Annotated in this window: 25 protein-coding genes; 10 read left to right on the top strand and 15 right to left on the bottom strand. The window is 61.5% G+C overall.

From position 1 onward, the window contains the following. The first annotated feature begins 49 nt into the window (after window positions 1-49). The 3 genes from ACOI6Z_RS12615 (at window position 50) to ACOI6Z_RS12605 (ending at window position 2,853) form a co-directional block, all read left to right on the top strand. Window positions 50-580 (top strand): GNAT family N-acetyltransferase, encoded by a 531-nt coding sequence (locus ACOI6Z_RS12615; RefSeq protein WP_023289640.1) that lies wholly within the window; start codon window positions 50-52, stop codon window positions 578-580. Window positions 581-693: 113 nt separating this feature from the next. Further along, window positions 694-2,145, top strand: coding sequence for a tagaturonate reductase (locus ACOI6Z_RS12610; protein WP_064154642.1), 1,452 nt, complete (start codon window positions 694-696; stop codon window positions 2,143-2,145). A gap of 261 nt (window positions 2,146-2,406) precedes the next feature. Beyond that, on the top strand, window positions 2,407-2,853 hold the full coding sequence (locus tag ACOI6Z_RS12605) for a GNAT family N-acetyltransferase (RefSeq protein WP_032452801.1): 447 nt from the start codon (window positions 2,407-2,409) through the stop codon (window positions 2,851-2,853). A gap of 208 nt (window positions 2,854-3,061) precedes the next feature. Here the strand turns inward: ACOI6Z_RS12605 and ACOI6Z_RS12600 are convergent, their stop codons facing one another. The 5 genes from ACOI6Z_RS12600 to ACOI6Z_RS12580 all read right to left on the bottom strand — a co-directional run bounded on the left by ACOI6Z_RS12600 (window position 3,062) and on the right by ACOI6Z_RS12580 (window position 6,591). Next, on the bottom strand, window positions 3,062-3,442 hold the full coding sequence (locus tag ACOI6Z_RS12600; RefSeq protein WP_023289643.1) for a tautomerase family protein: 381 nt from the start codon (window positions 3,440-3,442) through the stop codon (window positions 3,062-3,064). Beyond that, window positions 3,433-3,753: a carboxymuconolactone decarboxylase family protein gene (locus ACOI6Z_RS12595; RefSeq protein ID WP_044522959.1), complete on the bottom strand. Its 321-nt coding sequence runs from the start codon at window positions 3,751-3,753 to the stop codon at window positions 3,433-3,435. The genes ACOI6Z_RS12600 and ACOI6Z_RS12595 overlap by 10 nt, the downstream gene beginning before the upstream one ends. 162 nt (window positions 3,754-3,915) lie before the next feature. Continuing rightward, a complete protein-coding gene (tam, locus tag ACOI6Z_RS12590; RefSeq protein WP_065812513.1) occupies window positions 3,916-4,677 on the bottom strand; it encodes a trans-aconitate 2-methyltransferase in 762 nt (253 codons plus the stop codon). 206 nt (window positions 4,678-4,883) lie between these two features. Next, complete coding sequence (locus ACOI6Z_RS12585) at window positions 4,884-5,174, bottom strand: hypothetical protein (protein ID WP_008804940.1); 291 nt, start codon at window positions 5,172-5,174, stop codon at window positions 4,884-4,886. A gap of 229 nt (window positions 5,175-5,403) precedes the next feature. Then, window positions 5,404-6,591: an MFS transporter gene (locus ACOI6Z_RS12580; RefSeq protein ID WP_420687384.1), complete on the bottom strand. Its 1,188-nt coding sequence runs from the start codon at window positions 6,589-6,591 to the stop codon at window positions 5,404-5,406. A 177-nt stretch (window positions 6,592-6,768) separates the two neighbouring features. Between ACOI6Z_RS12580 and ACOI6Z_RS12575 the strand changes: the two genes are divergently transcribed. Next, complete coding sequence (locus ACOI6Z_RS12575; protein ID WP_044522975.1) at window positions 6,769-7,215, top strand: VOC family protein; 447 nt, start codon at window positions 6,769-6,771, stop codon at window positions 7,213-7,215. 38 nt (window positions 7,216-7,253) lie between these two features. Here the strand turns inward: ACOI6Z_RS12575 and ACOI6Z_RS12570 are convergent, their stop codons facing one another. Then, window positions 7,254-7,679, bottom strand: a complete 426-nt coding sequence (locus tag ACOI6Z_RS12570; protein WP_050534219.1) for a VOC family protein — start codon at window positions 7,677-7,679, stop codon at window positions 7,254-7,256. Between the two features lie 190 nt (window positions 7,680-7,869). After that, a complete protein-coding gene (locus tag ACOI6Z_RS12565) occupies window positions 7,870-8,715 on the bottom strand; it encodes a LysR substrate-binding domain-containing protein (protein WP_044522978.1) in 846 nt (281 codons plus the stop codon). An 89-nt stretch (window positions 8,716-8,804) separates the two neighbouring features. Here ACOI6Z_RS12565 and ACOI6Z_RS12560 point away from each other — a divergent pair, with 89 nt between their 5' ends. Further along, window positions 8,805-9,863 carry an NAD(P)H-dependent flavin oxidoreductase gene (locus ACOI6Z_RS12560; protein ID WP_065812514.1) on the top strand — a complete coding sequence of 353 codons (1,059 nt, stop codon included), beginning with the start codon at window positions 8,805-8,807 and terminating at the stop codon, window positions 9,861-9,863. Between the two features lie 10 nt (window positions 9,864-9,873). Here ACOI6Z_RS12560 and ACOI6Z_RS12555 read toward each other — a convergent pair whose 3' ends face one another. From ACOI6Z_RS12555 to ACOI6Z_RS12540, 4 genes are read right to left on the bottom strand one after another with little or no spacing between them, the layout of a single operon-like run. Next, on the bottom strand, window positions 9,874-10,533 hold the full coding sequence (locus ACOI6Z_RS12555; protein ID WP_072096700.1) for a methionine ABC transporter permease: 660 nt from the start codon (window positions 10,531-10,533) through the stop codon (window positions 9,874-9,876). After that, on the bottom strand, window positions 10,530-11,321 hold the full coding sequence (locus ACOI6Z_RS12550) for a methionine ABC transporter ATP-binding protein (RefSeq protein ID WP_023289653.1): 792 nt from the start codon (window positions 11,319-11,321) through the stop codon (window positions 10,530-10,532). The genes ACOI6Z_RS12555 and ACOI6Z_RS12550 overlap by 4 nt, the downstream gene beginning before the upstream one ends. Next, window positions 11,318-12,124 carry a MetQ/NlpA family ABC transporter substrate-binding protein gene (locus tag ACOI6Z_RS12545; RefSeq protein WP_032452814.1) on the bottom strand — a complete coding sequence of 269 codons (807 nt, stop codon included), beginning with the start codon at window positions 12,122-12,124 and terminating at the stop codon, window positions 11,318-11,320. Before ACOI6Z_RS12545 ends, ACOI6Z_RS12550 begins: the two co-directional genes overlap by 4 nt. A 23-nt stretch (window positions 12,125-12,147) precedes the next feature. Then, window positions 12,148-13,176, bottom strand: a complete 1,029-nt coding sequence (locus ACOI6Z_RS12540) for an isopenicillin N synthase family dioxygenase (RefSeq protein WP_065812515.1) — start codon at window positions 13,174-13,176, stop codon at window positions 12,148-12,150. A 280-nt stretch (window positions 13,177-13,456) separates the two neighbouring features. Between ACOI6Z_RS12540 and ACOI6Z_RS12535 the strand changes: the two genes are divergently transcribed. From ACOI6Z_RS12535 to ACOI6Z_RS12525, 3 genes are all read left to right on the top strand, one after another. Beyond that, complete coding sequence (locus ACOI6Z_RS12535) at window positions 13,457-13,720, top strand: VF530 family DNA-binding protein (protein ID WP_004205937.1); 264 nt, start codon at window positions 13,457-13,459, stop codon at window positions 13,718-13,720. 21 nt (window positions 13,721-13,741) lie between these two features. Next, the gene (locus ACOI6Z_RS12530; RefSeq protein ID WP_023289656.1) at window positions 13,742-14,053 is read left to right on the top strand and encodes a cupin domain-containing protein; all 312 of its coding nucleotides are present in this window, start codon (window positions 13,742-13,744) and stop codon (window positions 14,051-14,053) included. Between the two features lie 178 nt (window positions 14,054-14,231). Further along, entirely contained in the window at window positions 14,232-14,987 is a 756-nt protein-coding gene (locus tag ACOI6Z_RS12525; protein ID WP_049014129.1) for a VOC family protein, read from the top strand. 9 nt (window positions 14,988-14,996) lie between these two features. Here ACOI6Z_RS12525 and ACOI6Z_RS12520 read toward each other — a convergent pair whose 3' ends face one another. Next, window positions 14,997-15,941, bottom strand: a complete 945-nt coding sequence (locus tag ACOI6Z_RS12520) for an AraC family transcriptional regulator (RefSeq protein ID WP_065812517.1) — start codon at window positions 15,939-15,941, stop codon at window positions 14,997-14,999. Window positions 15,942-16,046: 105 nt separating this feature from the next. On the opposite strand from ACOI6Z_RS12520, the gene ACOI6Z_RS12515 reads away from it, so the two are divergent. After that, window positions 16,047-17,285 (top strand): MFS transporter, encoded by a 1,239-nt coding sequence (locus ACOI6Z_RS12515; RefSeq protein WP_032452827.1) that lies wholly within the window; start codon window positions 16,047-16,049, stop codon window positions 17,283-17,285. Here the strand turns inward: ACOI6Z_RS12515 and hpxE are convergent. Both hpxE and hpxD read right to left on the bottom strand, forming a co-directional pair. Continuing rightward, window positions 17,262-18,236: a molybdenum cofactor-independent xanthine hydroxylase subunit HpxE gene (hpxE, locus tag ACOI6Z_RS12510; RefSeq protein ID WP_064157613.1), complete on the bottom strand. Its 975-nt coding sequence runs from the start codon at window positions 18,234-18,236 to the stop codon at window positions 17,262-17,264. The two genes, ACOI6Z_RS12515 and hpxE, sit on opposite strands and share 24 nt — an antisense overlap. Window positions 18,237-18,247: 11 nt before the next feature. Further along, a complete protein-coding gene (hpxD, locus tag ACOI6Z_RS12505; RefSeq protein WP_048297498.1) occupies window positions 18,248-19,285 on the bottom strand; it encodes a molybdenum cofactor-independent xanthine hydroxylase subunit HpxD in 1,038 nt (345 codons plus the stop codon). Between the two features lie 125 nt (window positions 19,286-19,410). Between hpxD and hpxR the strand changes: the two genes are divergently transcribed. Continuing rightward, on the top strand, window positions 19,411-20,334 hold the full coding sequence (gene hpxR, locus ACOI6Z_RS12500; protein ID WP_023289662.1) for a LysR family hpxDE operon transcriptional regulator HpxR: 924 nt from the start codon (window positions 19,411-19,413) through the stop codon (window positions 20,332-20,334). Here hpxR and hpxO read toward each other — a convergent pair. After that, window positions 20,315-21,469 (bottom strand): FAD-dependent urate hydroxylase HpxO, encoded by a 1,155-nt coding sequence (gene hpxO / locus ACOI6Z_RS12495; RefSeq protein ID WP_023289663.1) that lies wholly within the window; start codon window positions 21,467-21,469, stop codon window positions 20,315-20,317. The two genes, hpxR and hpxO, sit on opposite strands and share 20 nt — an antisense overlap. Between the last annotated feature and the right edge of the window lie 266 nt (window positions 21,470-21,735).

Below are 21,735 nucleotides of genomic sequence, written 5' to 3'. Positions count from 1 at the left end.
TTAATGCTTGGTTAAAATATAGTGATGTGGTCAAAAACAAGGAGCTATTATGATCACATCATTTTCACTGCGCACGTTATCGCGCGACGATATTCTTCATCACCTTCCGGCATTAAGCGATATCCTGGCGAGCTGCGTGAACGGCGGCGCCTCGGTGAGCTTTATGCTGCCTTTCAGTCAGCAGACGGCGACGACCTTCTGGCAACATGTCGCCAACAGCGTGGCGGCCGGGGAGCGCATCGTGCTGGCCGCCCTTGACGCTGAGGAACGTCCCGTCGGCACCGTGCAACTTATCACCAGCCAACCGGAAAACCAGCCCCATCGTGCGGACGTGGCCAAACTTTTGGTTCACCAAAATGCCCGTCGCCTGGGGATTGCCAACGCGCTGATGGCGGAGCTGGAGCAAACCGCCCGGCGGGTAGGTAAGACGGTGCTGGTGCTGGACACGGCGACCGGCAGTGGGGCGGAACAGTTCTATGTCCGCTGTGGCTGGGAAAAAGTGGGCGAAATTCCGCGCTATGCGCTGATGCCTGACGGTGCAATGACCGCCACATCACTGTTCTATAAGTTTCTTCCCTGACGGCGGTTATTACAGAATCCTTTGATCAAAACAGGGTTTCACTGGTAGTAAAACCTGATAAGTTATTGGACCAATTACTCAGGTTGTATGACTACTCTTAGAGGGAACCCATTGTGAAAACGTTAAACCGTCGTGATTTCCCCGGCGCGCAGTACCCTGACCGTATCATCCAGTTTGGAGAAGGTAACTTCCTGCGCGCATTCGTTGACTGGCAGATTGACCTGCTCAACACGCATACCGACCTGAATGCTGGCATCGTGGTCGTTCGTCCTATCGCCACCGATTTCCCCCCCTCCCTGAATACCCAGGACGGCCTCTATACCACCATCATTCGCGGTCTCAACGAGCAGGGCGAAGCGGTTAGCGACGCGCGGCTGATCCGCTCGGTCAATCGGGAAATCAGCGCTTACGCTGACTACGACGCTTTTTTACGTCTGGCGCATAACCCCCAGATGCGGTTTGTCTTTTCCAATACCACTGAGGCGGGCATCAGCTACCATGCTGGGGATCGGTTTGATGACGCGCCGCCGGTAAGCTATCCGGCAAAACTGACCCGCCTGCTGTTTGAACGCTACCAGCATTTTGCCGGCGCAGCCGATAAGGGATGGGTGATCATCCCCTGCGAACTGATCGATTATAACGGCGAGGCGTTGCAGACGCTGGTGCTGCGCTATGCCTCCGAGTGGCAGCTGCCGCAGGCCTTTATCAACTGGCTGACGTCGGCAAATACCTTCTGTTCCACGCTGGTGGATCGCATAGTGACCGGCTACCCGCGCGATGAAGTGGCGGCTCTGGAGGCGCAAACCGGCTATCAGGACGCTTTCCTCGATACTGCCGAGCACTTTTATTTGTTCGTTATTCAGGGGCCCGCCTCATTAGCCAGCGAGCTGCGACTCGATAAGCTGCCGCTCAATGTGCGCATCGTGGACGATATCAAGCCCTATAAAGAGCGCAAAGTGGCGATCCTCAACGGGGCGCACACCGCCCTGGTGCCGGTGGCCTTCCTGGCCGGGATCGACACCGTCGGCGAGGCGATGAACGATGCGGAAATTTGCGCGTTTGTCGAAAAGGCGATTTATGACGAGATTATTCCGGTGCTGGATCTGCCGCGCGATGAGCTGGTGTCATTCGCCAGCGCCGTGACCGGGCGCTTCCGTAATCCCTATATCAAACATCAGCTGCTCTCGATCGCTCTCAACGGCATGACCAAATACCGCACCCGCATTCTGCCGCAGCTGCTGGCAGGGCAGAAGGCGCATGGCGCGCTGCCGCCGCGCCTGACCTTCGCCCTGGCGGCGCTGATCGCCTTCTACCGGGGAGAGCGGGAGGGGACAAGCTATCCGGTACAGGATGATGCGGAATGGCTGACGCGCTACCAGACGCTCTGGGCCCGCCATCGTGACGGCCAGATATGCATCCGCGAGCTGGTTTCCGCCGTGCTCAGCGTGGAGTCCCACTGGGAGCAGGATCTCAGCCAGATCCCCGGCCTGGTGGAGCAGGTCGCCGCTGACCTTGACGCTATCCTGACCCGCGGTATGCGAGACGCCGTCAGGCCGCTCTGCTGAAAGCGGAGTCTATTCACCCGGCTGCGGCCGGGTTTAATCGCACTCGAATTAGTTACAACATACTTTTTTATTAACCAGATTTAGCCGTTCGGCAGCCTCGCTGCAAAAGGCTTTTTAGTGCCAAATCGCCCTGCGCAGGGGGAGAATTGTGGTTAAGCCGCTTGAACAAATACCTGCGCAGGAAAATAATGGCCTTAACACATATCACATATTTCCTGCCAATGTTCGCAGGCTAATTCATTCATCTGTAAGGAAACTCGCATGGTCATCGATATCCGGGAAGTTCGGCCGCATGACAAAGCCGAATGGCTTCAGCTCTGGGAAGGCTATACCCGCTTCTACGGCAGCCCGCAACCGGAAGAGGTGACCGAATGCACTTGGCAGCGGATGCTGGAGGTGAACTCACCGGTGCTGGGCAGAGTCGCGGTGGTGGATGATACCGTGGTGGGGTTCGCTATCTGCATTCTGCACGAAGGCACCTGGGTCACCACGCCGATCTGCTATCTGGAGGATCTGTTCGTCGATCCTGCCTTCCGCGGACAAGGCATTGCCAGAACGCTGATTAAGTCGCTGCAAACCGAAGGGGCTGAGAAAGGCTGGTCACGTCTGTACTGGCATACTCGCCGTGATAATCCCGCCCGCCACCTGTATGATGAATTCACCCCGGCTGACGATTATGTGCGCTACAGGATCACCCTCGACTCCTGAAGCGATAAGATGTTGTTAAGCTTTTCCCGCTATAACAGGGGAAACAGGCTCAGGAGAAGCAACGATGGAAAAACGTCTCGAAACAGTGGTCAATCTGATAATGTTTCTTTCGCTCTTGGCGACGGCCTGGGATCTGTCACTGGTGCATCATCTCGCCTGGTAGCAACAAAATAGCCTGAATCGCGGCGCCCTGCAGGCGCCGCCTGTCTTATTCACCCGCCATTATGCCGGCGCTGAAACTCCAGTCCTCCAGCTGGTTAAACTGGATCACCACCATCACGTCCTGCGGGCTGACCGCCATCTCATCGGCTAACCGCGCGCACAGCCGACGGTAGAGCCCCTGTTTCTGCGCCCGGCGGCGCGGCTTCCCGGCGAAAATATGAAACAGCACGAAGCGGGCGCTGCGCCCGCCGCTGAGATAATGCGGGTCGTAAATGCGCTGTCCGTCGGCGGTCTGCTCGATAAACTGAAATTTGTCCGCCGGCGGCACGTCAAACTCCGCCACCAGGCATTCATGGAATAGCGCCGACAGTTGAGCAAACTCCGCGGGACGCCAGGCCGCGCCAAGCGAAATACGCGTCAGAGGCATGGCGCCTCCTGCGCGTTCAGGCAGGTCAGGGCGCTGGCCGCCGCCGGCCAGCCGGCGTAGAACGCCAGGTGGGTAAACAATTCGACCATCTCCTCCTGGCTCAGGCCATTTTGATAGCCGTAGGCGATATGCCAGGGCAGTTGCTCCGTTTTGCCCAGCGCCGTCAGGGCGGAGAGGGTGATTAAGCTGCGTTCGCGGAGCGACAGCTCGCTGCGTGCCCAGATATCGCCAAACAGCACCGTTTCGGTCAGTTCGGCCAGTTTTGGCGCAATGGCGGCCAGCGTGTGGCGATCGACAGAGGGGGTATGCATAGTGACTCCCGTTACAGGTTGAAGTGGTCGTCACTGTCGCACGCTGAGGAATGTGTTGAATATCGCAATGTTCAGGATAGTTAATCCTGAAAATCAGGATGGTCAGCTGGCCCGCTCTTATTTTTGTGTTGGTTATGTTTTACGACTTGCTCAGGCCAACCGTCAGGCGGCTCTTTTTCGCGCCACGATAAACAGACGCGGGAAGCGCAGAAGCACCATTCCGTTACACTGTAACGGATAGTGGTCGGCCAGCAATGCCAAATAGCGGGTCAGAAAGGCGCTCCTGGCCGGTTCATCGAGGCCCGTCAGATAAGGTCGCAGTCCGGTGCCCTGCAGCCAGTCGACGATCGCCTGATGAGAAGCGAGCGGATGAAAATAGGTGGTGCGCCAGATATCAACCTCACAGCCCTGACGGGTGAGCAGATCGTACCAGGCGTTCGGCGGAAGCAAGGGCTGGCGACCACGGTCCGGTAATCCCAGCTCGCTGGCGACCTGACGCATCAGAGTATGGGAGGGCTCCTGCCAGTTATCCGGCATCTGCACCGCCAGCGTACCGTTCTCCGCCAACTGGTTCACCAGATGCGGAAACAGCGTCTCATGATCCGCCAGCCACTGCAGCGAGGCGTTGGCATAGATCACGTCCGGCGGTTGCGCAGGCCGCCAGCTGGCGATATCGGCCTCGATAAACTCACAGTCAGGTAAGGCCTGCGTCGCCTGGTCCAGCATGGCCGGGGAGTTATCGATACCGACGATCGCCGCCAGCGGCCAGGCGGCACGCAGCAGGCGGGTACTGTTGCCCGGCCCGCAGCCGAGGTCAACGACGCTCTCGACCTGCAGGTGAGCGATACGGGAAAGCAGGTCAGCCGCCGGGCGGGTGCGCTCAGCGTCAAACTGCAGATACAGCGAAGGGTTCCAGTCGGCCATCGGGCGTTGTCCTGTGTAAGGGAGACAGGGCAAAGCATAGAACGCCCGGGGCCGCCTGTCAGGGGGAAATGATCCACTGCAGCATCTGCCTTGCGTGACAGTGTCACCGATAAAATAACCTCAGCAGGCTATCCCGTGCGTGATGGGCATATTGTCAGGGAGTAAGCGGATTGGGCAGCATCTGCGCCCGCAGCGGGCGCAGTGGCTTATTCGGCGTTCTTGAGCGCTTCGGCGCGGCTGGCGGTGGCGTAAACAAAATCCAGCATCGGCTCGAGATCGGTATCGTAGCCGGCCTGAATAATCTTCCCGCGCAGCCATTCGATTTCACTGGTGATATCGGGAGGGAAAATGTTGTTATCCTGCGCCCGGCGCAGCCATTTCAGCAGAAAGTTGTTCTTTCCTCTGATACCGCCCGACTTTTTCGACTTTCCGTGCATCTTCAGCGCGACCAGGACGCAGTAATAGAAATGAACGCGCTGATTAAAACTTTGGTGCATGTCTGTGTTTCCCGCCAGAATCAGGAATTCACCGTGTGGGTCAGTGATTCGGATTGGACTACGGCGGCGGGCCGGATCGTTGCGCGATCTCTGTTGTTTTCCGCCACCGTCCTTGCATCTGTCGCCAGACGCTGAAGGGGATGTTGGCACGGAAGCCGAATCGTCGTCAATTGCCGATTCGTTTTTTGCCGGTGTCGGCGGCCCGCGGCGTTCCGCGAGCCGGGCCTGGCTACGTCCTGACCGCGGCCCGCTGTTGCAGATATACGCGTAAAATCAGCAGGAAAGCGAACACTACGACGATTGCCGCCAGCAGATACAGGGTGGCGAGATCGTAGTACCCGGCGACCCAGCCGGCCAGCGGCCCGGTCAGCCCCAGCGCGAGATCAAGGAACGCCGAGAAGGTGCCAAGGGCGGTCCCCTGGTTTTGCTCTTCCACCTGTTTTACCGCCTCAACCCCCAACGCCGGGAAGACCAGCGAAAAACCCGAGCCGGTGAGAAAGGCGCCGATCCCCACCACCCAGGCCGACGGCGCCAGCCAGATAAGCAGCAGGCCGAGACATTCGATGACGAAGCAGGCCAGGGATACCGGGACCCCGCCATAGCGAGTGATGGTGTTCCCCAGCACCAGGCGAACACAGATAAAGCCGACGCTGAACAGCGAGAGGGTAAACGCGGCGCCCTGCCAGCTGTGCGCGGCAAAGTAGAGGGTGATAAAGGTGGCAATAACGCCGAAACCGACGGTGCCAAAGGCCAGCCCCAGCCCATAAGGCCAGATTTTGCGCACCACCGCGTGAAAGGGGGCTCTGACGCCGGCGGTCACGCTGACGTCCTGCCGCGTGCGGGCGAACAGCAGTCCGATGGCGGCGACCAGCACCACCACCGTGGCAAAGCCGCTGATGCCGAAATACTGGTTAAGGGTGACCCCCAACGGCGCGCCGACCGCCATCGCCACATAGGTTGCCACGCCGTTCCAGGAGATCACCCGCGACGTATGGATCGCGCCGACGGTTTTGATCCCCCAGAGCGTGGCGCCGGTGGCGGTAAAGCTTTCGCCGACGCCAAGAAACACCCGGCCCGCCAACAGCGCGGCAATCGCCAGCATCGGCATCGCCTGCAACATTACCGCCAGCAGCGTGAAGGCGCCGCTGAGCAGACAGCAGACGATCCCGAGGCTAACCACTTTTTTCGGGCCCCAGATATCGGTGTAGCGCCCGGCGTGCGGCCGGCTTATCAGCGTCGAGATGTACTGCAGGCTGATCACGATCCCGGCGACAAAGGTGCTGTAGCCCAGCTGATAGTGAATATAACCCGGCAGAACGGCCAGCGGCAGACCAATAGAGAGATAACAGATACAGGTAAAAACAACGATCGAAATGATGCGCAGATTAAGTTGCGTGGTGCTGACGGAAGTGCTCATAGGGATAAAGGGTTAATACATAGGGATGTTTAGCATAACGCGCCGCGAAGAGGCTGGCGAGTGGCGAGGGCGTTTTATCCGTGATCGATGGCCTCGCCGCCGTCATTAACGGTGTTGCCGCTGACGCCGGCTTCGGGGCATGATGACGGTATCTTGCCGCCGCCTTGAGGAGAGTATATGTCCCAGGAATTCGCCGATATTGACGTTATGTTCATTGCGGGCTTCGGCCCTATTACCCAAAGCACCTCGCAAAGCCGTGATTTCTATTGTCAGGCATTGGGATTGCCGCTGAAGCCGATGCCGGGTAACGAGGCGTATCTGCTCAGCGAGCAGGATGCCATTGGCGGGGTGAAGCATTTTGCGCTGTGGCCGCTGGCGCAGGCGGCGCAGTCCTGTTTTGGTCAGGAGCAGTGGCCGGAGACGGAGCCGGTGCCGCAGGCGTGGATTGAATTTGAGGTCCGCGACCTTGCCGCGGCGACGGCGCAGCTGCAGCAGCAGGGGTACCACCTCCTTGTTGCCGCGCGCGACGAGCCGTGGGGGCAGACCGTCACCCGTCTGCTCAGTCCGGAAGGTCTGCTGGCCGGGCTTACCGTGACGCCGTGGCTGCGGGCGGAACAGGCTTAACGCCCCCGCCGGGCGCGGTGCGGGTCACCTCAGGGAGGTTATTGAGGCTCCTCGTGATGTGAAACGTTTCGCACTTCCCCCCAGGCGCGGTTTTGCAGCACGGTGCGATAGCCGTCGCGGTCGACGAAAGTGACGCCGTTGACCTCCCAGTAGGGGTTGAATGCCGTGACGCGCAGAAACCCGGCGGCGTCCATGGCGCTGCATTGTGCCTTCCAGGCCTCAGGCTGCGGATAGTACAGCACCAGCAGATCTTCATCTCCTGGCGAGGGGGTAACGGGATGGTGGCGGCAGTGGGTGAATTCCAGATGCCAGCTGGCATCCGGCGAACCGATCATCAACCCGCTGAATCCTTCATGATCGGTAAAGCTTCCAAGTTGCTGCAGCCCCAGCCCGGCGCAATACATGCTGGCGGTGCTCTCCAGTTCGCTGACCGGTCTGGCAATGCGCATGTGGCAGAACGACATAATGACTCCCAAAAGGCGTAGGCCGGGTCAGGCGCAGCCGCCACCCGGCAAAAAAGCGGCATCATAGCCGCGACCTGGCGAATACGATTTTGTCGCTCGGGTGGATACTGTAGCGGCAAAACGCCTCTGCGTTTGTCGGTAAGAGCTCAGGTTCGCCTCCGGCGAGTGCGTCGCGGTTTCCTCTTTTAGCTTAGCCGTTCGCGGCGCTTTGCAACAGGATGCGCCACTCGCTGAGGGCGGAGGTGCTGAACCCCTGGCGCCAGATAAGCTGGGTGGTCGCCTCGCACAGCGGTTCGCTTAAGCTGTTTTCGGGAAGCGTCATCAGCGCCAGCACGCTCTGCGGCAACAGGCAGGCGTAGCGCCCGGAGGCCACGCAGGCCAGCATGCTGTGATAGGAGCTCACCTCATGCACCTCCACGGCCGCCTGTTGTTCCGCCAGCCAGCGCTCTCCCAGCGTCCGATAGCTGCAGCCGCTGGCAAATGCCGCGAACCGCAGCGGGCCAGCGCTCTGCGGACGGACCAGCATCAGGGTTTCCTGAAACACCGGGACAGATCCCAGGCCTGGCGGGCATGCCGGTTGACCATCCGTCCCTGGCGGCAGGCAGACCAGCGCGGCATCAAGGGCGGCGGTTAATACCCCCTCGGTTAACTGGCGGGTCGGCCGGGTGCTGAGCGTGACATCCACCTGCGGGCACCGCTGTTGGAAGCGGGTGAGCAGCGGCGGCAGACGGCTGGCGGCGGTCGCCTCCATCGCGCCCAGCCGCAGGCTGCCGCCGGGCGTGGTTGGATGCAGGCTCTGCTTTGCCTCTTCCGCCAGGATCAGGATCCGCCGGGCATAGCTGAGAAACTGAACGCCTGCCGGCGACAGCACCATTTTTTTGTTGCCGCGGACGAAGAGTTCCACCGCAAGCTCCTCCTCCAGTTGCTGAATACGGGTGGTGATATTGGACTGGGCGCGGCCAAGCCGTTTTGCTGCCAGAGTGACGCTTTGCGTGTCGGCCACCTGGAGAAAAATCTGCAGTGTGCTGTGGTTCATATTTTTATTCTCAATATGATAATGATGTTGATCTTATCATCTTTAAAAGAGATGGTAAGCCTCCGGCATCGCTCATAAACGAGGAACCCATGCAAAATTCACTGCTTTCGCTTCTTGATATTGACTACCCCCTGATCCAGGCCCCGATGGCGGGCGTCTCCACCCCCGCGCTGGCTGCCGCGGTGAGCCATGCCGGGGCGCTGGGTTCGCTGGGGCTGGGCGCTTCAACCGTTGCCCAGGCGGAAGCGATGATCGTCGCCACCCGCCAGCTGACGGACCGGCCGTTCAATGTCAATCTGTTTTGCCATGCGCCGCCCCGGCGCGACGCCCGACGGGAGGCGGACTGGGCTGAGACGCTGCGCCCCCATTTTACCCGCTTTGGCAGTCTCCCTCCGGCGTCGCTTAGGGAGATATACCAGACGTTTATCGGCCACACCGCCATGCTGGAGCTGCTTCTCGATCTCTCACCCGCGGTGGTGAGCTTCCATTTCGGCCTTCCTGAGCGCGAGGCGATCCAGCGCCTGCGACAGCAGGGGATCGTCACTCTGGCCACGGCGACGTCGCTTAAGGAGGCGCAGGTCATTGAGCAGCAGGGGATTGACGTGGTGGTCGCTCAGGGCTTTGAGGCGGGCGGGCACCGGGGGATCTTCGACCCGCAGGAGCCAGATGCGCAGATGAGCACCTTTACTCTGGTGCAACATCTGCGGCGTCGGCTGACCATCCCGGTGGTCGCCGCCGGGGGCATCATGGACGGCGCGGGGATCGCCAGCGTGATGCAGCTGGGGGCGCAGGGCGCTCAGCTCGGCACGGCGTTTTTACTCTGTGCGGAATCGGCCGCCGACGCTGGCTACCGCGCGGCGATCGCTAACAGCATTGACGGGCGCACGGTACTGACCTCAGCGATATCCGGGCGTCCGGCACGTTGTCTGGCGAATACCTTCTGTGCAGTGGGGGAAGCCTGTCCGGCGAGCGCTGTGCCGGATTATCCGCTGGCATATGATATCGGCAAAGCGCTGGCCGCCGCCGCGAAAGCCCAGGGCGTCCATGAGTATGGCGCGCACTGGGCCGGGCAGGGTGTGGGGTTGATCCGCGAGTGTGACGCCGCCAGTCTGGTCCGCCAGCTGGCGGCTGAGTGCGGCTGGAATTAATATCTGACGGTTAGCGGCGGTGTGCCAGGCGGCGCACCAGCCGATCGCCGGCCATTTGTACGCCCTGAACCATCGCCACCAGGATCAGCACCGTGCCAAACATCACCTCATTATTGAACCGCTGATAGCCGTAGCGGATGGCGAGGTCGCCGAGTCCGCCGCCGCCGATCACCCCGGCCATCGACGAAAAGCCAATCAGCATCACGATGGTCAGCGTAATCCCGGCCAGCAGCGTCGGCAGGGCTTCCGGCAGCAGAGATTTAAAAATCACGTGCCAGACGTTGCCGCCCATCGACAGAATGGCTTCGATTCTCCCGTAATCCACCTCGTCGAGCGCGTTTTCCGTCAGACGGGCAAAGAACGGAAAGGCGCCGATGGTCACCGGCACGATAGCGGCGGTGCTGCCCAGCGTGGTGCCGACGATCAGGCGGGTAAAAGGGATCAGCGCGATCAGCAGCACGATAAACGGTAACGATCTGCCGATGTTGATCGCCGCCCCCAGCAGCGCGTTCAGTTTCGGCATCGGCGCGAGGCCGTTGGCGCGGGAAATAAATAACAACACACCGGTGGGCAGCCCGATCAGCACGGTAAACAGGGCCGCCAGGCCCACCATATAGAGCGTATCCAGCGTGCCGTCGAGTAATAACGGCCACAAATCTTCCCAGCTCATGCTACTCCGCATAATGGCCTCCCCTGAACGCCGTGACGGGTAAGAAAATCCTGTTCAGCCTGCGGGTCGTGCAGCAGCGACTGACGCAGCCGCGACCACGGGGTCACCAGCAGGTCGGCGAGTTTGCCGCTTTCGACAATTTCGCCCTGTTCCAGCAGCGCCGCGTGGTCACAAATGGTTTTCACCACCTCCAGCTGGTGCGTTATCAGCACAATGGTCAGATTGAGCCGCTGGTTTATATCCGCCAGCAGAGCCAGCACCGAGGCGGTGGTCTCGGGATCCAGCGCGCTGGTCGCCTCATCGCACAGCAGCACCTCCGGTCGGGCGGCCAGCGCCCGGGCGATGCCGACGCGCTGTTTTTGCCCGCCGGAAAGCTGAGACGGGAAGGCGGCGGCCTTGTCGCTGAGATCCACCAGCTCCAGCAGTTCGCGCACCCGCGCTTCGCGAGCGGCTCGCGGCACCCCGGCTATCTCCAGCGGCACCGCGATGTTGTCGGCGACGGTGCGGGCATGCAGCAGATTGAAGTGCTGGAAAATCATCCCGGTACGCAGGCGATAATCCCGCAGCGCCGCCTTGTTCAGCTGTGTAATATCCTGTCCGTTCACCAGAATGCGGCCCGAGGTGGGCCGCTCCAGCAAATTGAGACAGCGGATGAGCGTACTTTTGCCGGCGCCGCTGCGCCCGAGAATGCCGTATATCGCCCCTTTCGGGATCTGTAACGCGATATCGTTCAGCGCCGGTCGGCCGGTTCCGGCGTAGGTTTTGCTCAGCCCTTCGATGGTTATCATGACTGAGGGGCCACCGGGATCACCGAGCCGTTGTAGTTTTTACGGATAAACTCCGCTACCTGCGGCGACGTCAGGTCTTTCGCCAGCGCCTTAATGCGCGGGTCATTGGCCAGGGCTGGGGTGGTCACCAGGATATTGGCGTAGGGGTTATGCTCGGCGCTTTCCAGCCCCAGAGCGTCTTTCGCCGGCACCAGCCCGGCTTCGAGGGCGTAGTTACCGTTAATCACCGCCAGGTCGACATCGTCGAGGGAGCGCGGGATCTGCGGCGATTCAATCTCCAGGATCTTCAGGTGTTTCGGGTTCTCGACAATATCCTTCGGCGTCGCCAGAGTGGTGGCCGGGTCGGTAAATTTAGGGTCCAGCTTGATAAGCTTCTGCGCCTGCAGCAGGAACAGCGCACGGCTCAGGTTGGTGGTGTTATTCGGCACCGCCACCGTGGCGTTGTCCGGCAGCGACGAGAAATTTTTATGTTTATGCGAGTAGATCCCCAGCGGCTCAATGTGCACGGTGGCCGCGACGGCAAAGGTTTTACCCAGCGCTTTTTCCTGATCCTTCAGGTAGGGAACATGCTGGAAGTAGTTGGCATCCACGTCGCCACTGGCCAGCAGTTCATTGGCGTTGACCCCGCTGGTCAGCTCCACCACCTTCAGATCGAGGCTGGGATCGATTTTTTTGATGTAGTTGAGGATCTCCGCGTGGGGAACCGGGTCCGCGGCGACGCGCAGCGCGGCGGCCTGGGCAGACGTCCATGCCAGAGAAAGAGACAGTGCGACCCCTGCCAGTTTAAAAGCGGCATATTTCATGGTGTGTTCCTTTTTAGTTATGGTTAAACGATCAATTGCTCGGCGCGTTCGCGAAACACGTCCTGATAGTAGCGTTCCGCCACGTCCGGATGGGAACGCAGACGGCCCTTGAGATAATTCCAGCCGACATCGCGCAGCAGCGGATTGTGCGGGTCGCTGTCCGGACCGCGCGCCTCACGCGCCAGCTCGGGCGGCAGGGTATAAACCGGCACCACCGCGTCAAGCTGGGCGCCAAGGAAGAAAGCGATGGAGAGGCGCTGCTGCTGCGCCGGCGGCGACACCACCCGGTGAACGGTAGCGCGCAGATAGCCGTTGGTGGCCAGCTCCAGCAGTTCGCCAATATTGACCACAAAGCTGCCGGCCAGCGGCACAGCGTCGATCCACTGCCCGGGCGCCACCTCAACCTGCAGCCCTTTCTGTTCGTCCTGCAGCAGGAAGCTGAGAAAACCGGAATCTTTATGGGCGCCGACGCCCTGGCTGCTTTGCGTCTCCTGCTGGCCGGGATAGCGGATCAGTTTGATATGCTCGTTGGGTTTGTCGCCATAGAGTTGGTCAAAGGCATTCTCCGGGAGCTGCAGCGCTTCGGCAAAGGCGCGCAGCAGGCGGATCCCCACCTGGGTCATCTGCTGTTGCCAGTGAAGTAATACCGGTTTAAGCGACGGCAGGGCGGCAGGCCACAGATTCGGACCCTGCAGGCGCTGCCAGCGCGGGGCGTCATCGCTGAGGGTCAGCGCCGGACGTTCGGCGCCGATATCAAACTGCTCTCGCCAGTCAGGCTGGCCGCGCGTCAGCTCAGAGGCCGCGCGGTTATAGCCGCGAAAATGGGGGGAGTGGATCATCGCCACCTGCTGTTTTTGCGCCTCATCGAGGGCAAAAAAGCGTTGGGACTGGCGCTGAACTTCATATTGAAGCGCGTCGTCGACACCGTGGTTGATCAGATAAAAGAAGCCGATGTCGCGGGCGGCATGGCGCAGGTCGGCCAGGAAGGCCGCTTTATTCGCGGGGTCCGCGTAGCGGGCCAGATCGAGAATCGGCAGGGTTGTCGCGTTCATGGTGTTCTCCGAAAACGGATAATATGTTATGGGTCGATTCAGGTTCAGGGTTCGGGCACAACAGCAGCGCATGGTGATTTCCTCTGTTCGGGGCTGAGCACAGCTTGCCTCAGGGCCAGATAATCAACCAATAACGTTATTTTCTAATTTATGTTCGCGCGGGGTTCAGTGCTTTTGCGTTAAATAGATAAAGGCGTAAGGGCGAACTGAAGCCGTTGCGCCCGTCACCGAGAGTCAGTAAGGTGGGCGCACTTTTTTAATGCGGAACGGATGTATCCTCATGCACAGTTCAAAAGATCCCCTGCACGGCGTGACGCTGGAAGCGCTGCTCAATGCCCTGGTCGCGCGCTACGGCTGGGCGGAAATGGCCCGCCAGGTCAACATTAACTGCTTTAAAAGCGATCCCAGCATCAAGTCCAGCCTGAAATTTCTCCGCCGGACGCCGTGGGCGCGCAAAGAGGTGGAGGCGATGTATCTGGCTTCGCTCGACGACGATGCGCCGGCAGAGAAAGCGGATCCATGGGCAAACTGGCAGAAAAAATAACCCTTACCACAGGACATCATTATGCAGAGCTGGAGCAGTAAAGATTTCACCGCCGACCGCGCGTGGGGCGCGCTGGATATCGCCAATTTTTCCGGCACCACCGTGCGCCTGCACTGGACCGACCAACCCTATATCTGGCACATCAACGACGGTCAGGAGGTGTTTGCCGTCATGGATGGTCAGGTGGCGATGCATGTGAAAGTCAACGGCGAGGAGCAGGTGATCGTGCTGAACGCCGGCGATATCTTCTACGCCGAGGTGGGATGCGAGCATGTCGCTCATCCCCAGGGAGCGGCGCGTATTCTGGTGATTGAGAAAGAAGGGTCGGTCTGATCCAGCCGGCGGGCCATTCGTGAGTCCGCCGTTTCATCGCCTGCCAGACTCCATATACCGCGTTGATATAAATCACGTATCCAGCTTTCGATATACTTAATTCTTGTTTGCCATTCCCTTCACCCCGGCACTATCTTTTGCCGCAGACGCCTGAACAGGCACAACCGCGGGAGAGATCATGGCAACCTTGCAGTGGGACCACGCAGTACAGTTTGTGAATCAGCCGGAAGCGGCGATTGAAACCATTGCCGGACAGCAGCTGCGGGCGGTGGCCGGCGGGCGCCATCCGGGGTGGGGAACCCGCAATGCGCTGAGCTATTTTGGTCTGACCTATATCGAATTCCTCGCCATTTCCGACCCGGACGAACTGCGCGCCGCGACGGACAGGTTTCTGCTCTCGCGGGATGCCGCGCGGTTGCTGCCGGAGAACGAAGCGCTGTTTCGCGTCGCGCTGCGCAGCGACGACATCGACGCCACCCATGACCACTTGCGTCGCAAGGGGCTGGCGGTGTCACCGATCGTCGATGGCCAGCGCCACGATCCGCAGGGCAATGTCATCCGCTGGCGGATCTTCACCATCGATGGCGACACCGACGGACTGGTCTATCCTTTTGTGCTGCAGTGGGGAGAAGACGACGAGACCCGGCTGGCGCGGCTGCGCGCCCAGGGGCTGGACGTGCCTCATCCGCTGGGCGACATTGTGCTCGAGCAGGCGGTGTTCGAGGTGGACAATCCGCAGGCGGTGCGCGATAGCTGGCAGGCGCTGCTGGGCTTCCCGCCACAGGGGGAGCAGGGGCTGGACGTGGGCGGCCAGTGGTTTACTTTCCGCGAAGGAGCCGCCAACCAGCTGACCGAACTGGTGTTTCGCGTCGCCAACCCGGCGCTTAAGGGGCAACGCTTTCGCGTTGGCAACGGCGTGTATCGCTTTATATAAAGGCTGACTCTAGCGTGCCGTGGCGCGCAGGGCCCCCGGCGGCTGGCCGGTGATGCGTTTGAAAGCCCGGCTGAAGGCCGCCAGCGACTGATACCCGAGGCGGAAGGCCACCTTTTCCAGCGCCTGGCCTTCGTGGGTGATGTACTGCACCGCCAGCCGCATACGCAGCTCGGTCAGATAGCGGGCGGGGGTGGTGCCGGTGGCGGCAAGAAAACGCTCGGCGAAGAGAGAGCGCGACAGCCCCGCCTCCCGCGCCAGATCTTCCACTTTCCAGTTAACGCCCGGACGCTGATGCATGGCGTAGATCGCTTTCGCCAGCCGGGGATCGCGCAGGACCTGCACCCAGCCGGTGGCGTTACCGCACCCGCATGCCACCCAGCCGCGCACAATCAGCGCGGCCACCACGTCCGCCAGCCTGGCGAGGATCCCGGCATAGCCCGCCTGGCGGGTGAGGGATTCCCGCTCCATTGCGGCCAGCAGCGGCTGGATCTCCGGCCAGGTGTGGAGCAGACAACTCACCCGCATCACCTCGGGCATGGCCTTCACCAGCGGCTGCATGCCGCCGAGCTCAAAGTCCATGCAACCGCTGAAAATCACGGCGCGCTCCGGGCAGTCAGGCTGGCCGCCAGCGTTGATGCAACTTACCGTGCTGCACACCGTTTCGCTGTTCAGCTGCGCCACATTCACCACCGCGGCCTGCGGATCGGAGAGCAGGGAGTGTCCGTCACCGTTGGGAATAAACAGCGCGTCGCCGCTCTCCAGGGTGAACTGTTCTCCGCTGGCCATGCGCAGCAGCACCGGTCCGCGGCTGATGAAATGGAACTGGGCTTTGCCCGCCACGGCGCTAAAACCGACGCCAAACGGGCGGGAGGTTTCGATGCGCCGGTAATTCACGCCGGAGAGGCGCATACCGCGCAGCAGTTCGCTGGTCAGGTCGATAGTAGGCTGGCTCATGGTAATTCCGGACGAATAATCAATAACTGAAGAGTATGCATCATATATCGTCCAGGGGTAAGCCCCTAAGATGACCAGGATGTTAATAAACCTGGAGAGATGTATATGACTTCCTGCATAGCTGCTGACGCAAGCCTGACACCCGTCAGGCCTGCCTGGCGTGCCGTCTATGCCCTGGCCCTCGGGGTGTTCGGCCTGATCGTGGCCGAGTTTCTGCCCGCCAGCCTGTTAACGCCGATGGCCAGCAGCCTCGGCGTCAGCGAAGGGATGGCCGGGCAGGCGGTGACCGCCACGGCGCTGGTGGCGTTAGTCACCGGCCTGCTGATCGCCACCGCCACCCGCAATATCGACCGCCGCTGGGTGCTGATGTTTTTTTCCGTGCTGCAGATTGTCTCCAGCCTGATGGTCGCTTTTGCCGGTTCGCTGGCGTTTCTCCTGCTCGGTCGTCTGCTGCTGGGGATCGCCATCGGCGGTTTCTGGGCGATGTCCACCGCCACGGCGATGCGTCTGGTGCCGGCGGCCCATGTGCCGAAGGCGCTGGCGATCATCTTTTCCGCGGTGTCTGTCGCCACAGTGGTGGCCGCGCCGCTCGGCAGCTACCTCGGGGAGCTGATCGGCTGGCGCAACGTGTTTATTCTCTGCGCGATACCCAGCCTGCTGGCGCTGCTCTGGCAGCTGTGGGTGCTGCCCTCCATGCGCCCGGAAAGCGTTGGCACCTTCTCCACGCTGTTCAGGGTGCTGCGCCGTCCCGGTATGCTGGGCGGCATGCTGGCGTCGATCCTGATTTTCAGCGGCCATTTCGCCTTCTTCACCTACCTGCGGCCGTTCCTTGAGACCGTCGCGCAGGCCAGCGTTGAAGGCGTTTCACTGATTTTGCTCGGTTTCGGTATCGCTAACTTTATCGGCACCTCGGTAGCGAGCTATCTGCTGAGCCGCAGCCTGCGTCTGACCCTGGCGCTGGTACCGCTGATGATGAGCGTCCTGGCGCTGCTGATGGTGACGTTTGGCCATCTGAGCGTGCTCGACGGGCTGCTGGTCGCCCTCTGGGGGTTTGCCTTCGGTCTGGTGCCGGTGGCCTGGTCCACCTGGCTGGCCACCACCGTGCCGGATGAGGCGGAAAGCGCGGGCGGTCTGCTGGTGGCCTCTATTCAGCTGGCCATCAGCGCCGGCGCCGCCGGCGGCGGGGCGGTGTTCGATCTGCACGGCGCCAGCGGCGTCTTCACCGGCAGCGGTGTGCTGCTGTTGACCGCGATGGTCGTGGTCTTCACCGCCGTGCGGGTGAAACCGGTCGCCCGCGCCGAACAGCCGGAGACCGGTCGCTTATCCCGCGAGATCGATAACTAAATTGGCCGACAGGCTGCGGGAGCAGCACAGCGCAATATGCTGCTCCGCTGCCTGTTTTTCCGCCTCCGACTGCACGGTATCCCGGTGGTCGACCGTTCCCTCCCGCACCGGCGTCAGGCAGGCGCCGCAGATCCCCATCTCGCAGGAGAGCGGCACGTCGACGCCATGCTCCTGCAGCACCCGGGCGATGGTTTTGTCCCCCGGTACCGGCCAGCGCTCCCCGGTGGAGGCGAGGGTGATGGTGAAGGTTCCGTCCGCCGCCGAGGCCGCCGTCGGGGCGGGCGGCTGGAACGCTTCGCTGTGCAGTTGCGCCTCCGCCCAGCCGGCCGCCAGCGCGATGTCGCGCACCTGGTTCATAAACCCTGCCGGTCCGCAGAAATAGACCCGGGTGTCGGCGTCCGGCGCGCCCAGATCCTGCGCCAGCCGCAGGCGCGGACTCTGTCCGTCGGTAGAGCAGTGGATCAGGCAGGTTCCGCCGGTGAGCTGGCTTGCGATCTCGGTGGCGAAGGCGGCCTCCTGTGCGCGGCTGACGTAGTAGTGCAGCGTAAAGCTGGCGCCGGACGCCGCCCGGGCGTGGGCCATCGCCAGCAGCGGCGTAATGCCGATCCCGGCGGCGAGGAGCACCACGTGGCCGCCCCCGCGCAGGGGAAAGTGGTTGCGCGGGGCAGAGATCAGCAAGGGCTGCCCCGGGCGCAGGGTGTCATGAATATAACGGGAGCCGCCTCGCGACTGCGCCTCGCGGGCGACGCAGAGCAGATAGTGATCCCGCCCGGCCGGGCTGCCGGTCAGCGAATACTGACGGATCAGCCCGCAGGGGAGATGGAGGTCGATATGGGCGCCGGGCGTCCACGCCGGCAGCGGTTGCCCATCGGCGCTCACCAGACGAACGGCCAGATTTTTCGCGCCCTGGCGCCACAGGCCATCGACCACCACCGGGAGTATGTCGCGCATAAGACCTCCACTCATACCAGAAAGAAATCGCCAAAGCCCATCTTCTTCAGCCCGCGCCGGTAGGCGATAGAGCTGCGGTCTGCCGGAATATGCGCCTCCAGGGTCAGATCCAGCGGCAGCCGCTCCGGGCGCTGGGTCTCAACCATCAGGCGATCCTCCTCAAACACCCGCAGGTTGAACGCATGAACGTCTTCCACCGGCACATGCAGGTCAAAATTGCGGGCGATAGGGGCGAACATCCGCGTCACGCGCGACGACACCGGCGAGGCGGCGTTCATGATCACCAGCTTCGCATCGGCAGGGAAATGGATGGTCAGCGTGGCGGTGAAGGGCAGATGCATTTCAAAGTGACGCAGCCACTGGAACCCTTCCGGCGCGCGGAAATCGGAGCTGGCCGGGTAATTGCCCACCGAGCTCCAGTAGTCGGCAACAAAGCCGAACGGTGTCTCCTGCGGGGTGTAGTCCGGCACCTGCTGATTGTCCGGGTCGGCAAAGGTATCAGTGTGGATCCACGCAAAGTGGGCGACATCGAGAAAGCCTTCGACCTGGCGGCCGGCAAAGCCCTTCACCTCGAAGGCCGGGCAGTTGATTTGCTGAAAGCCGGCGTCGTCCCAGTGCGGCATGGTCGGTAACGGCGGCGGATTGTCCGGATCGCAGGCCAGGCAGGTCCAGATCAGCCCGTAGCGCTCCTCCACGGCGAAGCTGGTGAGATGCAGTTTGGCTGGTATGGGTTGCCCCGGACTGGAGGGGATGCGGTTGCAGCGGCCATCCTCGCCAAAGCGCAGGCCATGATAGGGGCAGACGATGCCTTCTTCTTCATGAAACCCCAGGGTCAGCGGGACGCCGCGGTGCGGGCAGACGTCGCGGGCGACCACCACCTGACCTTTAATGCGATAGATAACCAGCTGTTCGTCCAGCAGGGTGGCTTTCACCGGGGCGCCGCCAATATCGCAGGCGCGGGCCACCGGGTGCCAGCAGCGGGCCAGCCGCAGCCAGTCCTCTGGATCAAAGGTGCAATGGGCGGGGGGCGTCGGGATGGTTGTCTTCATGATTTCTCTTCCTGCTCACATCGGTGATTGTTTTATTGTTGTGAGATTATTGTTGTCATATTAGGGTGTTCACATCCATCACCATTAATTCACTCTGCTGTTGCAAAAAAGAGTACAGGGTCGCCATGAGTCCATTTTCCCGTTTCGCCCACTATTTCATCGCTGTGGCCCGCTGCGGCAGCCTGCGCCGGGCCGCCGAGCAGCTGCATATCTCCGCCTCGGCGATTAACCGCCAGATCCTGCAGGCCGAGGAGGCCTTCGGGACACCGCTGTTCGAGCGGCTGCCGGAGGGACTGCGAATGACCACCGCGGGCGAACTGCTGTATGACAATCTGCTGCGCTGGCAGAAGGAGTTTCGCCAGACCCGGCAGAAATTTGATGAGCTGCAGGGGATGAAGCGCGGGAGCGTCAGCGTCGGTATGGTGCAGGCGCTGGCGGAAGGTGGCTTCGCCGCCGCGCTGGCGGAGATTATCGCCAGCTGGCCGTGGCTGGAGCTGGATCTGCAGGTGGCCGACAGCCACACCGTCAGCCAGAAAGTGCGTCAGGCGGATCTGGACGTTGGTCTGATCCTCGATCCGCAGGGGCAGGCCGGACTCAGCGTGCTGGCCTTTGCCGAACTGGAGGTGGGGATTGTGATGCGCCCGGACCACCCCCTGGCGGGGGCGAGGGCTCTGTCTTTGGGCGAGCTCAGCCTCGAGCGGCACATCGTGCCCGGCGCGCCGCTGATCGTTCATGAGCGGGTGGCGCTTCTCTATCGCCACCATGACTTTGCGCCGGAGAATACCATCAGCTGCAATGATATCCGGCTCATTAAGTCGCTGGTGCTGCGCGGCAGCGGCGTGACGCTCCTCAGCCTGCTCGACGTGCTGGACGAGGTTCAGCGCGGCCAGCTGGCCTTTGTCCCGCTGCGCAGTACGCTGCTGCGGCCGCTGACCCTGGCGCTGTGCACCGCGCCTTCGCGTCAGCTATCGCGTCCTGCGCAGATGGCCATTCAGACGCTGAGCGCGGTGATTGAATCCATGGCGACCGTCAGCCCAGCGGCCCGCTGAGGATGGTATCGCACATGCCGTTGATAATCCGCTCGCCGGTCTCCTCCCGCAGCTCCTGGTACCAGGCTTCAGTGAGCTGCATATCCTTTCCGTGGGTGATATCGCAGCGCTTGCGCGCCTTCAGTACCAGATCGCGGACCCGGTCGCAGCGCTGGGCTTCATACTCGCGCAGGGCGGTCGCAATATCGCGGGTCTGGCGGAAAACGGCGCCCAGCACCACCGCATCTTCCATCGCCGCGCATCCCCCCTGGCCAATATCCGGGGTGGTGCTGTGTCCGGCGTCGCCCAGCAGCGCGACGCGACCGCGCACCAGGCGGCTGAACGGTTCGATATCGTGGATTTCAATACGGTTGGTGGTCTGCGGGTCGAGGGCGGCGATCAGCTTCTGCACCGGCGGCGCCCAGCCGGCAAAGTAGCGGCTGAGGTCAGCGCGCAGGGTGTCACGATCCTCCGCCAGACCCGCCGGCAGCGGCACATCAAAGAAAAAGTAGAACCGGCCGGCGGAGACCGGCATCAGCGAGACGCGCTTGCCTTCGCCGACAAAGGTGGTCCACTGATCGCCGGGCGCCAGCGCTTCATCTATTTCCACCAGACCGTTCCAGTTGACGTAGCCGGCGTAGCGGCGCTGCGGGGTAAAGCCGAGCACCCACGGACGCAGCGCGGAATGGCTGCCGTCGGCGGCAATCAGCAGATCGCCGCTGGCGCTGCTGCCGTCGGTAAACCACACCGTCACGCCGTCGGCGTTTTCTTCACAGCGGGTGACGCGTTTGCCGAACTGCACGCTTTCCCGTCCCCAGTAATCCAGCATTTCCCGCTGCAGCTCTGCGCGGGAGACCGGGCAGGGGCGGCTGCCGGTACGTTCGATCAGCGGCGCGAGGCTGAACTGGGTCATGTTCTCGCCGCTGCGGAAATCGCGATACGCCATGCGGCGCAGCGGTCCGCCGAAGGTTTCCATGATATCGCCCATACCGAGGTGGGCCATGCACTTCACGCCGTTGGGCCACACGGAAATTGCCGCGCCGACCGGTTTGATCTCTTTCACCGCTTCATAGACTTCGCAGTCGATCCCCGACTGTTTGAGCGCCACTGCCGCACTTAAGCCGCCGATGCCGGCGCCAATCACGATTGCTTTCATATTTTTCTCCTTCTCCCGATGTTGTGACTGACTACAGCAATTTGCGTACCAGTTCGCCGGAGGGAGGAAAACCGCCGGCCTGAGGCACAGCGATAGGTCATGACGCACCACATCGGTGCAATGTGACGCATTGGTTGCCTTTTTATGAATCAAAAGTTTCTTTATGTTGCATTAAGAATCTATCGTTTCAGTACTCTGGTTCCGCAGCGGTGGGGAGCGAGGCATGACTGGAGTGATTTAACTAAATGATTTTAAAGTATTAATAA

It is taken from the genome of Klebsiella sp. C239, from assembly GCF_048822715.1.
GTDB classification, from domain to species: domain Bacteria; phylum Pseudomonadota; class Gammaproteobacteria; order Enterobacterales; family Enterobacteriaceae; genus Klebsiella; species Klebsiella quasipneumoniae.
The sequence above is the reverse complement of the archived record's forward strand: the minus strand, read 5'-3'. Positions and strand labels throughout refer to the sequence as shown.

Excerpts from the sequence above, each read along its gene's own strand:
- ACOI6Z_RS12545 (WP_032452814.1), bottom strand. The coding sequence starts at position 12,124 with ATGAAATATGCCGCTTTTAAACTGGCAGGGGTCGCACTGTCTCTTTCT.
- ACOI6Z_RS12565 (WP_044522978.1), bottom strand. The coding sequence starts at position 8,715 with ATGAACCACAGCACACTGCAGATTTTTCTCCAGGTGGCCGACACGCAA.
- ACOI6Z_RS12585 (WP_008804940.1), bottom strand. The coding sequence starts at position 5,174 with ATGCACCAAAGTTTTAATCAGCGCGTTCATTTCTATTACTGCGTCCTG.
- ACOI6Z_RS12525 (WP_049014129.1), top strand. The coding sequence starts at position 14,232 with ATGGCAACCTTGCAGTGGGACCACGCAGTACAGTTTGTGAATCAGCCG.
- ACOI6Z_RS12595 (WP_044522959.1), bottom strand. The coding sequence starts at position 3,753 with ATGCATACCCCCTCTGTCGATCGCCACACGCTGGCCGCCATTGCGCCA.
- ACOI6Z_RS12575 (WP_044522975.1), top strand. The coding sequence starts at position 6,769 with ATGTCCCAGGAATTCGCCGATATTGACGTTATGTTCATTGCGGGCTTC.
- ACOI6Z_RS12605 (WP_032452801.1), top strand. The coding sequence starts at position 2,407 with ATGGTCATCGATATCCGGGAAGTTCGGCCGCATGACAAAGCCGAATGG.
- ACOI6Z_RS12555 (WP_072096700.1), bottom strand. The coding sequence starts at position 10,533 with ATGAGCTGGGAAGATTTGTGGCCGTTATTACTCGACGGCACGCTGGAT.
- ACOI6Z_RS12540 (WP_065812515.1), bottom strand. The coding sequence starts at position 13,176 with ATGAACGCGACAACCCTGCCGATTCTCGATCTGGCCCGCTACGCGGAC.
- ACOI6Z_RS12550 (WP_023289653.1), bottom strand. The coding sequence starts at position 11,321 with ATGATAACCATCGAAGGGCTGAGCAAAACCTACGCCGGAACCGGCCGA.
- ACOI6Z_RS12580 (WP_420687384.1), bottom strand. The coding sequence starts at position 6,591 with ATGAGCACTTCCGTCAGCACCACGCAACTTAATCTGCGCATCATTTCG.
- tam (WP_065812513.1), bottom strand. The coding sequence starts at position 4,677 with ATGGCCGACTGGAACCCTTCGCTGTATCTGCAGTTTGACGCTGAGCGC.
- hpxD (WP_048297498.1), bottom strand. The coding sequence starts at position 19,285 with ATGAAGACAACCATCCCGACGCCCCCCGCCCATTGCACCTTTGATCCA.
- ACOI6Z_RS12520 (WP_065812517.1), bottom strand. The coding sequence starts at position 15,941 with ATGAGCCAGCCTACTATCGACCTGACCAGCGAACTGCTGCGCGGTATG.
- ACOI6Z_RS12615 (WP_023289640.1), top strand. The coding sequence starts at position 50 with ATGATCACATCATTTTCACTGCGCACGTTATCGCGCGACGATATTCTT.
- ACOI6Z_RS12570 (WP_050534219.1), bottom strand. The coding sequence starts at position 7,679 with ATGTCGTTCTGCCACATGCGCATTGCCAGACCGGTCAGCGAACTGGAG.
- hpxE (WP_064157613.1), bottom strand. The coding sequence starts at position 18,236 with ATGCGCGACATACTCCCGGTGGTGGTCGATGGCCTGTGGCGCCAGGGC.
- ACOI6Z_RS12560 (WP_065812514.1), top strand. The coding sequence starts at position 8,805 with ATGCAAAATTCACTGCTTTCGCTTCTTGATATTGACTACCCCCTGATC.
- ACOI6Z_RS12515 (WP_032452827.1), top strand. The coding sequence starts at position 16,047 with ATGACTTCCTGCATAGCTGCTGACGCAAGCCTGACACCCGTCAGGCCT.
- hpxR (WP_023289662.1), top strand. The coding sequence starts at position 19,411 with ATGAGTCCATTTTCCCGTTTCGCCCACTATTTCATCGCTGTGGCCCGC.
- ACOI6Z_RS12535 (WP_004205937.1), top strand. The coding sequence starts at position 13,457 with ATGCACAGTTCAAAAGATCCCCTGCACGGCGTGACGCTGGAAGCGCTG.
- hpxO (WP_023289663.1), bottom strand. The coding sequence starts at position 21,469 with ATGAAAGCAATCGTGATTGGCGCCGGCATCGGCGGCTTAAGTGCGGCA.
- ACOI6Z_RS12600 (WP_023289643.1), bottom strand. The coding sequence starts at position 3,442 with ATGCCTCTGACGCGTATTTCGCTTGGCGCGGCCTGGCGTCCCGCGGAG.
- ACOI6Z_RS12530 (WP_023289656.1), top strand. The coding sequence starts at position 13,742 with ATGCAGAGCTGGAGCAGTAAAGATTTCACCGCCGACCGCGCGTGGGGC.